This window comes from Actinoplanes sp. NPDC051633, assembly GCF_040681735.1.
Lineage (GTDB): Bacteria > Actinomycetota > Actinomycetes > Mycobacteriales > Micromonosporaceae > Actinoplanes.
In genome coordinates, this window is the sequence record NZ_JBFAZH010000121.1 from 1 (window position 1) to 11473 (window position 11473).

The 11473-nt window shown below is 70.4% G+C and carries 10 protein-coding genes; 6 read left to right on the forward strand and 4 right to left on the reverse strand.

Annotated elements, in window-relative coordinates; all coding sequences use genetic code 11:
- Nucleotides 1-896: NAD-dependent epimerase/dehydratase family protein (locus AB0M20_RS10140; RefSeq protein ID WP_364296497.1), on the forward strand; the 896-nt coding region annotated here is incomplete at its 5' end.
- Here AB0M20_RS10140 and AB0M20_RS10145 read toward each other — a convergent pair.
- Complete coding sequence (locus tag AB0M20_RS10145) at nucleotides 891-2453, reverse strand: methyl-accepting chemotaxis protein (protein ID WP_364296499.1); 1563 nt, start codon at nucleotides 2451-2453, stop codon at nucleotides 891-893. The genes AB0M20_RS10140 and AB0M20_RS10145 overlap by 6 nt on opposite strands.
- A gap of 269 nt (nucleotides 2454-2722) precedes the next feature.
- On the opposite strand from AB0M20_RS10145, the gene AB0M20_RS10150 reads away from it, so the two are divergent.
- Nucleotides 2723-3382, forward strand: a complete 660-nt coding sequence (locus AB0M20_RS10150) for a HupE/UreJ family protein (RefSeq protein WP_364296501.1) — start codon at nucleotides 2723-2725, stop codon at nucleotides 3380-3382.
- A 12-nt stretch (nucleotides 3383-3394) separates the two neighbouring features.
- On the opposite strand, the gene AB0M20_RS10155 is transcribed toward AB0M20_RS10150, so the two are convergent.
- Nucleotides 3395-4126 carry a hypothetical protein gene (locus AB0M20_RS10155; RefSeq protein WP_364296503.1) on the reverse strand — a complete coding sequence of 244 codons (732 nt, stop codon included), beginning with the start codon at nucleotides 4124-4126 and terminating at the stop codon, nucleotides 3395-3397.
- Complete coding sequence (locus tag AB0M20_RS10160) at nucleotides 4123-4827, reverse strand: ATP-binding cassette domain-containing protein (protein ID WP_364296505.1); 705 nt, start codon at nucleotides 4825-4827, stop codon at nucleotides 4123-4125. The genes AB0M20_RS10155 and AB0M20_RS10160 overlap by 4 nt, the downstream gene beginning before the upstream one ends.
- A gap of 158 nt (nucleotides 4828-4985) precedes the next feature.
- On the opposite strand from AB0M20_RS10160, the gene AB0M20_RS10165 reads away from it, so the two are divergent.
- Genes AB0M20_RS10165 through AB0M20_RS10175 form a run of 3 tightly spaced genes read left to right on the forward strand, consistent with a single transcriptional unit; the run spans nucleotide 4986 to nucleotide 7653 of the window.
- Entirely contained in the window at nucleotides 4986-6140 is a 1155-nt protein-coding gene (locus AB0M20_RS10165; protein ID WP_364296507.1) for a histidine kinase, read from the forward strand.
- Nucleotides 6137-6820, forward strand: a complete 684-nt coding sequence (locus tag AB0M20_RS10170) for a response regulator transcription factor (RefSeq protein ID WP_364296509.1) — start codon at nucleotides 6137-6139, stop codon at nucleotides 6818-6820. Before AB0M20_RS10165 ends, AB0M20_RS10170 begins: the two co-directional genes overlap by 4 nt.
- Nucleotides 6821-6879: 59 nt before the next feature.
- Nucleotides 6880-7653 carry a hypothetical protein gene (locus AB0M20_RS10175; RefSeq protein WP_364296511.1) on the forward strand — a complete coding sequence of 258 codons (774 nt, stop codon included), beginning with the start codon at nucleotides 6880-6882 and terminating at the stop codon, nucleotides 7651-7653.
- Nucleotides 7654-7693: 40 nt separating this feature from the next.
- On the opposite strand, the gene AB0M20_RS10180 is transcribed toward AB0M20_RS10175, so the two are convergent.
- Nucleotides 7694-10255 (reverse strand): GGDEF domain-containing protein, encoded by a 2562-nt coding sequence (locus tag AB0M20_RS10180; RefSeq protein ID WP_364296513.1) that lies wholly within the window; start codon nucleotides 10253-10255, stop codon nucleotides 7694-7696.
- A 203-nt stretch (nucleotides 10256-10458) separates the two neighbouring features.
- Here AB0M20_RS10180 and AB0M20_RS10185 point away from each other — a divergent pair.
- Nucleotides 10459-11473 (forward strand): S8 family serine peptidase (locus AB0M20_RS10185; protein WP_364296515.1); only part of this gene is annotated, 1015 nt, incomplete at its 3' end.

Consider the following 11473-nt stretch of genomic DNA (forward strand, 5'->3'; position numbering starts at 1 on the left):
GGGGTCGCAGCACCGACCGTCCGCTTCCCGCGCAGGCCACGGTGCTGCAGGGTGACGTCCGCGATCCGAAGTCACTCGGCAAGGCCCTCGACGGCCTGGACTTCGACGCCGTCGTCGACTGGGTGGCATTCACGCCGGAGCACATCCAGGCAGACATCGAGCTGTTCCGGGGCCGGACCCGGCAGTACGTCTTCATCAGCTCGGCCTCGGCGTACCAGACGCCACCCACCCGGGTACCGGTGGTGGAGTCCACGCCCCTGGCCAACCCGTTCTGGCAGTACTCCCGCGACAAGATCGCCGGCGAGGACCTGCTGATGCGGGCGTACCGGTCCGACGGCTTCCCGGTGACCATCGTGCGGCCGTCACACACCTACGACAAGACGAGCGTTCCGTTCGACGGCGGTTGGACCGTGCTTGGCCGGATGCGGCAGGGCAAGGAGATCGTCGTGCACGGCGACGGCACGTCCCTGTGGACGCTGACCCACCACACCGATTTCGCTCGGGGTTTCGTTCCCCTGCTCGGGCATCCGCGCACGATCGGTGACGCCTTCCACATCACTTCCGACGACGTCCTGACCTGGAACCAGATCGCCCACGCCCTGGCGGCCGCCGCCGGGGTGGAAGCCCGGCTCGTTCACGTGCCGTCGGACGCCATCGCGGCGGCCGACCCGGAATGGGGAGCCGGTCTGCTCGGGGACAAGGCGCACTCGATGGTGTTCGACAACGCGAAGCTGCGCAGCGTGGTGCCGGATTACCGCGCGACGGTGCCGTTCGAACAGGGGGCCCGCGAGATCGTCGCGTGGCACGACGAAGACCCGGTACGGCAACGGGTGGATCCGCACCTGGACATGTTGATGGACCGGCTCGTCGAAACGCACAGGGTCCAAGCGTCATGATGCAAGCTGGAACTGATCGATCACCACGCGAAGGTTGGCCGCCGTGATGGTCAGTTCCTGAGCTGCGCGCTGTGTCTGCGCAGCGGCGTCCGTGGCCTGCCGAGAGGTGTTGGTTACGGCGGTGACGCGTTCAGCGATGTCTCCGGCGCGACCGGCCGCACCGGCCACCCGGCTTCCGATCTCCTGAGTGGAGGCGGACTGCTCTTCCACCGCCGCCGCAATGCCCTGTTGGATGTCGGCGATCTCGTTGATGGTGGAGGAGATCCCGCTGATCGCTGCCGCGGCGTCGGAGCTGTCGGCCTGCAACGCCGCGATCTGCCGGGCGATGTCCTCGGTGGCCTTGGCCGTCTCGCTCGCCAAGTCCTTGACTTCGCCGGCCACCACGGCGAAGCCTTTGCCGAGCTCGCCGGCGCGGGCCGCCTCGATGGTCGCGTTCAGTGCGAGCAGGTTGGTCTGTTCGGCGATCGTGGCGATCACCTTCGCGACGTTGCCGATCTGCTCGCTCGAACCGGCAAGTTTGACGACCGTGTGATTGGCGCCCTCCGCGGCAGTGACCGCGTTCGACACGATGGTGGTGGCGGCCGTTGCATTGCCCGCAATCTCCGAGATCGAAGCGCGCATCTCCTCGGTGCCCGTGGCGATCGCTCGAACGTCTTCGCTGACCTGCGTGGCGCTGTCTGCGGCGGCGCCGGCTTCGATCGACGCGCGCTCGGCTCCGGCGGACACCTGCTGGCTGACACCGGTCAACCGCTCCGCCGAATCGGCGAGGGTCGCGGCGTTGCGCGCGATGTCGGTGATGGCTTCGCCGACGTGTTCGACCGTTCTGTTGAGCGCCGCGGCCATATCGCCCAGGTCGTCGTCGGAGCGTACGGCCGCCCGCTTGCGGAAGTCGCCTTTGGCAACCTGTTCCAGCAGTGCTTTGGTCGTACGGATCGGCGACGCGATGATCCTGGCCACAAACCAGACGACGGCTCCCAGGAGCAACGCCGACACCGCGGTGACGATGACCAGAATCAGCTTGGTCCGCGCATCACCCGACTCCGCCGCAGCGACATCGCGTACTGAGGTTTCCGACAGCAGCGTCTTGAGCGCGTCACTGCCTTCATCCAGGGCGTCCCAATGCTCCTGGACGGTGTCGAACTCGGCTTGGGACAGCACACCGGACGTCTGCTCCAGCGTCGCCACATCGGAGAGGACGGGCTCGATCGTCGGCAGGTAGTCGGCTATCGCGGCGGTGAACTCGCCCCCCAGGTCGGCCGCCTGCAAGAGCCGCAACTGCTCCTGAAGTTCGCCGGCGTGTTCGGTCATCTGGTCGATCACCTCGGCACGCCGGGCGGCGGACACCTCCTGTGTCAAGATCGCTGCGTCCGCCAGCACCACAGAGCCGGTGTGCTGCGAGTCGATCGTTGTCGACAAGGCCTCTGTCACCCGGAACGCTCGGTCGGCGCGAGTGCTGGCGGCATTGGTTTGGAGGAAACCGATCAGACCGACTGCCACCGACGCGGCAATCGACAGCGCTCCGATTCCGGCCAGGCGCCGGCCCACGGTCCATCGCACGTCGCGACCCTTCGATCGGTACGGTGTCGTCTCACCAGCCGCAGGAACAGTCCTGCACCCCGGTCGTTTCCAGCCGTCACGGCTCCGGGCTGTGCCCGAGGAACGTTGCAACGCCGTGCCGGACCGATTCGACGATCCCATGCGCCGCACCGGGCTCGTGGGCAAATGATGAATACGAGTCACACTTGCTCAAGTGGCCGAGGCCCGGCATGTGGCAGCACGCACCGCGGGTCCGTTCTACCCGCTGACGTCTCGACATACTGCGGGCCGTGCCGGTTGCCAACGCCTGTCTTCGTCGCCTCCGTTTCCTGCCGGCACTCGCCCTCATCGGCGTCTTCCTCGTCGGAAGTACCGCCGCCCGGGCGCACGGCGTGCAGGCGACCGGTCAGGAGAGCGTCGCCGCGTTCGTCGGCCTGGGCATCGTCCACATGGTGACGGGCTGGGACCATCTGCTGTTCGTCGCGGGCGTGGTGCTGCTGGCGTGGCGCCCGGGACGGGCCGCGCGTCTGCTCAGCCTCTTCGCGGCAGGGCACAGCGTGACGCTCGTGACCGCGACCATGGCCGGGTGTCGGCTGGACCCCGTGCTCGTCGACATCGTGATCGCGGACAGTGTGGCGTTCGTCGGCGTCGTCGGGATGTTCGGACGGCCGCGCCGGTATCTGTGGTTCGGCGTCGCGGTGCTGGCCTTCGGCCTGGTACACGGTCTCGGCCTGGCGTCCCGATTCCAAGCGCTGCAGGTCGAGCAGGACGGCATGCTGAGCCGGTTGCTGGCCTTCAACCTCGGCGTGGAGATCGGGCAGTGCCTCTGTCTCTACGTGTTGTGCCTCGTCGGCGAGGCGGTGGTCCGCGGGCGAAGCTGGTCACGATCGGAACCGGTCGTATTCGGCGGGCTGATCGCACTCGGCGTGACGATGTCCCTTGTCCCGTAGTAGGCGGGCTGATCACGTGACATCGCGACGGGTCGTCGTGAGTACCGCGGCAATCGTGAAGGCCGCCGCGTAACCCGCCAGCGCGGCCGCGGCCACCCATTGCGATGGGCCGTCCGATGCGGTGGGCAGCAGGTCGAGGGCCGAGCCGAGGGCGAACGGCAGCCATTTCTGCGCGTCGCCGATGAGTTGACCGACCAGCCCTTCGATCAGGGCGAGCCAGGCGAGCGCGGCCGCGATGGCGCCGATCTGGTTGGTGATCAGAGCGCCGACGCCGACGCCGAGTGCCGCGAAGACGGCGTTCCAGCCGATGCCGCCGGCGACCGTACGCCAGAGATCCGCACTGTCGAAGTGGGCGGTCTCGCCTCGCAGGGCCAGCCCCGCCGCGGTCGAGCCGAGCGCGCTGACCGCGGCGCAGACACCGAAGCCCAGACCGGCGGCGGTGTACACGATCAGCTTGGCGAGCACGACCCGGGCGCGGCGGGGGACGGCGAGATAGGTGTCGGAGATGGTGCGGTGCCGATGCTCGCCGGCCACCGCGGTGATGCCGAGCACGAGCGTGAACAGCGAGACCAGCCCGAGGTGGGAGACGGCGCGCTGCTGCATGACGGGATCCGACAGGTCGTCGCCGCGCAGCATCAGCCCACTGACGCCGATCACGATGATCGCCTGGGCGGCGAGGAGCAGCAGCCAGGCGCTGCGCGTCGTACGGAGACGCAACCATTCGGCGCTCAGGATCGCGGTCATCGGACGCTCCCCGTGGTCAGTCGCAGGAATGCGGTTTCGAGTCCGGCGGAGCCGGCCAGCTCGGTCAGTTCGCCGGCGAAGCGGACGGCGCCTTCATGCACGATGACCACCCGGTCGACGGTCTGCGCGATCTCGGCGAGCACGTGGCTGGAGATCACGATGGTGCGTCCTTGATCGGCCAGGCCGCGCAGCAAACCCCGCAACCAGGCCATGCCGGCCGGGTCCAGGCCGTTGGCGGGTTCGTCGAGTACGAGCACCGGCGGATCGCCCAGCAGCGCCGCCGCCAGACCCAGCCGCTGTCGCATGCCCAGCGAATAGCCGCCGGTGCGACGGTCGGCGGCGTCGGTGAGCCCGACCTCGTCGAGGACGGCGTCGACCCGGCCGGCCGGAATGCCGGCGAGGCGGGCGGCGATGCGCACGTGCTGGCGCCCGGTACGGCCGGGATGCGCGCCGGCCGCCTCGAGCATCGCGCCGACCGTGCGGCGGGGGTGGTCGAGGTCGGCGTAGCGGCGGCCGCCGATGAGCGCCGTGCCGGAACTCGGGCGGATGAGCCCGAGGATCATGCGCAGCGTGGTGGATTTGCCGGCGCCGTTGGGGCCGAGGAAGCCGGTCACTCCGGGTGTCAGATCCATGGTCAGCCGGTCGACGGCCGTCACCGATCCGAATCTCTTCGTCAGGTCTCGCACGGAGACGTCGGTCATGATCGTTCCTTCGTTCGGGTGGAGGACCACGGTCGCGCCCGGCCCGGCTGTTTGTCGTCGCCCGGCCGCGGCATCTCGCGGATACCGCGGTGGCGGTACGCGGCTGATGCGCCGTGCGGACGACGCGTCGCGCAGGCGACGGCCGTACGGTGAGCGGTGTGGACGTCCTCGGCGGTCTCCGGCACCGGCCGGTCTTCCGGCCACATCTGGCCGACCTCGTGATGGCACTGATCGTGCTGCTGGCCACGCTGCTCACCACGACCGCGCCGGACCATCTCCGCGACGCACCGGCGCTGAGCGCCGCGACCATCGCCTGCGGCGCGTTGCTGCTGCGACATCGCCTGCCCTACGTGGCTCTCGCGGTCAGCACGGTGGCGGCCGAGGTCTACCTGGCGCGGTACCAGAATCTGAACGGGACGCTGATCCTGGCCGCGCCGCTGGTCGCCCTCTACACCGTCGCGGAGCAGTCGGCGCGGCGGTGGGCGCTGCTGGCCGGGGGAGTCCTGGTGCTGGCGGTCGGGACGGTGCACACCGTCGGCGTACCCTCGCGCGTCCTCGGCCCGGAGAATCTGGCACTCACCGCGCTGGGCGGACTCGCCGTCGCGGCGGGCACCGCCGCCCGGCACCGCCGCGCCTATCTCGCCGAGGTGGAACGGCGGGCCCGCGACGCCGAACGCGACCGGGACACCGAAACCCGGCGCAGGCTCACCGAGGAACGGCTGCGCATCGCCCGGGACCTGCACGACAGCGTCGGGCATCACCTGGCGCTGATCACCGTGCAGGCCGCCGCCGCCGACCACACCGCGGCGGACGCGGATCCAGGCATCCACCGAACCCTGACGGAGATCCGGGAAAGCAGCAAGGCCGCGCTGGAACAGCTGCGGGAGTCGGTGGGCCTGCTACGGCAGCCGGGGGAGGATCCGGCGCCGCGGGAGCCGGTCGCCGGACTCGCCGACCTCGACGACCTGCTCGGGTCCTTCCGCCGAGCAGGCCTCGACGTCTCCTGCCACGTCGACACTTCCGACCGGCATCTGCCCTGGGTGGTCGACCACACCGCGTACCGGATCGTGCAGGAGGCCCTGACGAACGTCCGCAAACACGCCGGCCCGGTCGCGGTGACGCTGACCGTGCGCCACGACCCGGAGGCGGTGACCGTCATCGTGGACAACGAAGGCCCGGTCGGCCCTGCCGGTGATGGACATGGCATCACCGGCATGCGGGAACGCGTCGCCGCGCTCGGTGGAACTCTGCTCGCCAGGCCGCGGCCGGATGGTGGCTTCCGGGTCGCCGCCGTGATTCCGGTGACGGCATGACCGGGGCGGAGCCGATCCGGGTGGTCGTCGCCGACGATCAGCCGCTGGTACGCGCGGGATTCGCCACTCTGGTCGACTCGGCCGCCGACATGTGCGTGGTCGGCGAGGCCGGCAGCGGCGAACAGGCCGTTGCGGCGGTCCGCGGCACCGGCGTCGACGTGGTGCTGATGGACATCCGGATGCCCGGCCTGGACGGGCTCGAGGCCACCCGGCTGATCACCGCCGACCCGGAGCTGGCCGCCGTGCGGGTCCTGGTGCTGACCACCTTCGAGATCGACGAGTACGTGTTCGCCGCGCTCCGGGGCGGCGCCAGCGGCTTCCTCGGCAAGAGCGCCGACCCGGCCGCCCTGCTCGACGCGGTGCGCGTGGTCCATCGAGGCGACGCGCTGCTCACCCCGGCGGCCACGCGCAGCCTGATCGCCCGGTATCTGGCCCGCCCCGAACGAGCCGAACCACCGGACATGACCCGGCTGGCCACCCTCACCGACCGCGAGCGCGAAATCCTCGCCCTGGTCGCCACCGGCCTCACCAACGACGAGATCGCCGACCGGCTGACGCTCAGCCCGCACACGGTGAAGACGCACGTGAACCGGACGATGACCAAGCTGTGCGCACACGACCGCGCCCAGCTCGTGGTGATCGCGTACGAGACAGGACTCGTCCGCGCCGGCCGAGCCTGAAAGAGCCTGGCACGACAGACCGGTGGTATCGCGGAGGCGCGACCGGGTAAGTGACGGTCGTGGATGCCCTCATCTTCGGTGTGATTGCGTCGAGTGCGCTCGTCCTCGGGGCCCTGGCCGGCGCGAAGATCCAGCTACCCAAGCCGGTCCTAGCCATCATGCTGTCCTTCGCGGCGGGAGCGTTGATCACCGCGCTGGCGTTCGAGTTGTTCGAGGACGCCTACGAGCGCGGCGGCATCTGGCGAGCCGCTCTGGGCTTGATCGCCGGCGCGGTGGTCTTCACCGTGCTGAGTGCCTGGCTCGACCGAGCTGCGCAAGGGCGGCGTCCGGAATCGCGCGGCAGTGAGAAGCTCGACGTCGACGCGGCCGCCGAGGAGCGGACACCCAGCACGGCCTCGACATCCGGCGCAGCCGGCCTGGCGCTGCTGGCCGCGGTGACGCTCGACGGTGTCCCGGAGAACGTCGCCCTCGGCGTCTCCCTGGGCGTAGGGACGGGTGGGCTGGCGCTGCTGGCGGCGATCTTCGTGTCGAACTTCCCGGAGGCGTTGGTGGGCAGCGCGTCCATGCGGGCACAGGGCCGCTCGCAGAAATTCATCCTCGGCACCTGGCTCGTCTGCGCGGCACTGCTCACGTTCGCCGTGGTCCTGGGGGCCGGCCCGCTGTCGACGGCCGACCCGGAAACCATCTCGCTGCCGCTCGCGTTCGCTGCCGGCGCGGTCCTCGCGTCGCTGGCGGACACGCTGATGCCGGAGGCGTACGAGAAGGGCGGGCCGCTGGTCGCGCTGAGCACCACCGGCGGCTTCGTGCTGTCCTTCGTCCTGTCGACGCTGTGACGGCAACGGCCCTCGAGAGATGCGCCGCGGACCGGGCTCGTCAGACGCCCGGCGCCGTAGCCGCGACGACGGGCCGGCCCGTGCCGTGTAGCCAGTCGGCGAATTGGTCACCCGGCAATGCCCGCGAGATGTGGTAGCCCTGGACGACGTCGCAGCCGGTGTCGGCGAGGAACTGGTACGTCTGCTCGTCTTCGACCCCCTCGGCGACCACGTGCAGGCCAAGGGCATGCCCAAGTTGGACGGTAGACCGGACGAGGGCCTGGTCGCGCGGGTCGCGGGCCGCGTTCTGCACGAACGACTTGTCGATCTTGACTTCGTCGATCGGGAGGTCGCGGAGCCGGCTCAGGGACGAGTATCCGGTGCCGAAGTCGTCGATGGAGATCTTGACGCCGAGGCGGCGCAGGCTCGCGAGGGTGGCGAGGCTGCCCTCCGGGTCGGTCATCAGGGTGCTCTCGGTGATCTCCAGGGTGAGCGCCGGAGCGGGCAGGCCGTGCGCGGTGAGCAGGCGCTGGATCGCGGCGGGGAGGGTGTCGTCCAGCAGCGTGTTGGGTGAGAGGTTGACCGCGATGTGCAGCGGCCGGCCGGCTCGATGCCAGCCGGCGCAGGTGCGCATCGAGACGTCCAGGACGTGCATGGTGAGTGGGCGGATGAGGCCGGAGTGCTCGGCGAGCGGGACGAACACGTCGGGCGGGATGAATCCGAGCTCGGGGTGCCGCCACCGGGACAGCGCCTCGGCGCCGACGACCTCACCGGTGGACGGGTCGACCTTCGGCTGGAAGACCACGGCGGTGTCGCCGTGGTCGACTGCGGTCCGGAGGTCCCCGATCAGGGCCAGCCGCTGCGGGGTGTTCTGGTCATCGGTCGCCTGGTAGACGCGGACCCCGACGCGGGTCTGCTTGGCCGCGTACATGGCGACGTCGGCGCGGCGCACCAGGGTTCCGCTGTCCCGTCCATGCTCCGGTGCGAGGGCCACGCCGACGCTGGCCCGCGGGTGCAGGGTCAGGTGCCCGATGTGCACCGGGCGTTCGAGGTCGCGGACGAGCTCATGGCCCGCCGTGACGGCGTCCTCGGCTGCGGCGACTTCCAGCAGCAGGGCGAACTCGTCGCCACCGAGCCGGGCGACGGCGCCGCGGCCCTCGAGGCGCTCCCGCAGCCGGCGGCCCACCTCGCGAAGCAGCGCGTCACCGATGTCGTGGCCGAGCGCGTCGTTGATCTCCTTGAAGCGGTCGAGGTCCAGCACCAGGACGGCAGGGCGCATGGCGGAGCTCTCCTGCTCGAGTGCGGCGTCGAGCAGGCGGTACAGGTGTGGGCGGTTGGGCAGGTCGGTCAGCGGGTCGTGCAGCGCCAGGTGTTCCTTTTCGACGGCCTCCTGGCGCAGCCGGTCGACCAGCCGCGAGTTGGCCACCGCGACGCTGGCGTGGTTGCCCATCGCCTGCAGGAGCCGCAGGTGCTCGGCGGTGAAGGTGGGAATGTCGGGCAGGCTGTCGGTGACAATCAGCGCGGCGGTGACACCGTCACCGACCGGGACGGGTACGGCCATGCCGTCCACCGGACCGCTGTTGCGCGCCGGATCGGCGGGCAGCAGGACCGGGTCTCCGGCCAGCGCCGGCGTCCACCAGGCGATCGGGGCCGGACCTGGCACGCGGGTCTCGTCGACGTCGCCCTGGCCGGTGAGCGTCATCTGCCACCCGGGCTCGGCGCCCTGTCCCGGCACGATCAGCTCGACCGTGCCCGACCGCAGCTCGTCGCGGACCTGGCTGAGGATCAGGCGCACCAGCCGGCCGGTGTCGAGTGAGCCATCGAGCGCGCTGGTGAAGGCGTAAAGGTGCTCGACCTGGGCATTGCCCTGGCTCTGCCGGACGTATCCGCGGTAGCCGACGTGCACCACGCCGTAGAGCACCGCCAGGATGGTGACCGTCCACGGGTTGCTCTCGACGGCGATGGCGCTGATCAAGGCGATGCTGGTGGCGACCACGACCAGGACGAGGCCGCCCATCGCCGCGGGCAGCCGCAGCCACTCCGACGGGTCGTCGTGCAGGCTGATCACGGCGGTGACCAGGATGATCGCCAGCAGGTCGGCGGCCACCATGGCGGCGTACGCGGCCAGCCACTCCCGTGGGCCGCTCAGCCCGGTCCCGGGTCCCTTCAGCGCGCCGTAGACCGCGATGGCCACCGTGGCCTGCAGGCTGATCAGCGCGACGTTGAAGGCGAGCTTCTGCCCGCGCTGCCGGCGCAGGACGGCCAGGCCGGCGGTGCCCCCGACGGTACGGGCGACGACCACGAGCAGCGGATTCACCACCGCCAGCGCGATGACCATAGGGATCTCGGTGATGCTCATGGCATGGCCACCGCGCCGGACGCGTACGTGGATGGCGAAGCCCTCGGTCAGGCAGAACATCCCCAAAAGCACCGGCAGCCACGCGAGCGTTCCCAGTTCACCGACCGGCGGCAGGCCGTTGACCAGTAGCGGGAGGCCGTTGAAGGCGATCGCCGCGGCGCCGGTCACCGCGCTGAGAACGGCGACGTGCCGTTCCGGCCGGGACCACTTCCGCCGCCGACGCCGAGGGGTCACCTCGGGGTTTGCGGTCGCGCGTCGGGTCATCGGTGTCCTCATGTTCTGTGGCCGGTCGGCACTTTGCTCATCGGCCGGGACCGCGGCTAGTTGAGCGAGGGGCCCCGGCGGAAGGTCGTCGAAATCCGCTCAAGACGGATCGGTGCCGGCCGACCTTAGGTGCATACCTGACCCCGCGGGCTTCCGGTCCGCGAGCCACCACCGTCCCCGTGGTGGCACCCGAAGGAGAGCTGATGAGCACGAACTCCCCGAGGCGACCCGCTCGTGGCAAGAAGTGGCCGGCCAGTGTGCTATCCGCCGCCCTGGCCGTGTCCGGCGCCGCAGTCGTCGGCCTGACCGGTCCGGCGCAGGCCGCAGGCACGACCACCACCACGTCGACGGTCGCGCCACCTCCGCCGCCGAAGAAGAAGGCCTGGCTGGTCGACTCCGCCCTGACCACGATGTCCGACGTCAACAGCGTGCTCGGAACCCCGGCCGTCTGGGCAAGAAGGGACGCGGCGGGTCAAAGGGTGACCGGCCGGGGCATCGGCGTGGCCCTCATCGACTCCGGAATCGCCCCCGTGAAGGGCCTGAGCCAGTTCGGCAAGGTCGTCAACGGTCCCGACCTGTCGACGGAATCACAGGCCTACAACCTACGTAACCAGGACACCTTCGGACACGGCACCCACATGGCCGGGATCATCGCCGGACGCGACCCGGAGGTGGCCGCGGGTCAGGAGAACGACCCGAGGTACTTCGTCGGCGTGGCTCCCGACGCCCGGCTGGTCAACCTGCGGGTCGGCGCGTCCGACGGCGCGGTCGACGTCTCGCAGGTCATCGCCGCGATCGACTGGGCGGTCACCCACCGCAACGACGCCGGTCTGAACATCCGGGTGATCAACCTGTCGTTCGGCACCGACTCGCTGCAGGACCCCCGGTACGATCCGCTGTCCTACGCGGTGGAGTCGGCCTGGCGCGCCGGCATCGTGGTCGTCGTGTCGGTCGGCAACGACGGCCCCACCGACACCCGGGTCGGCAATCCGGCTCTCAACCCGTACGTCATCGCCGTGGGAGGCTCCGACCCCCGCGGTACGGTCGCCCGCCCCGACGACACGATCGGCGCCTTCAGCACCCGTGGCAACACCACCCGGCACGCCGACCTGGTCGCGCCCGGCCGGTCGCTGGTGTCGCTGCGCGACCCCGGCTCGTACGTCGACGTGACCTACCCGGAGGGCCTGGTCGCCAACGGCACCGGCCGGTTCTTCAAGG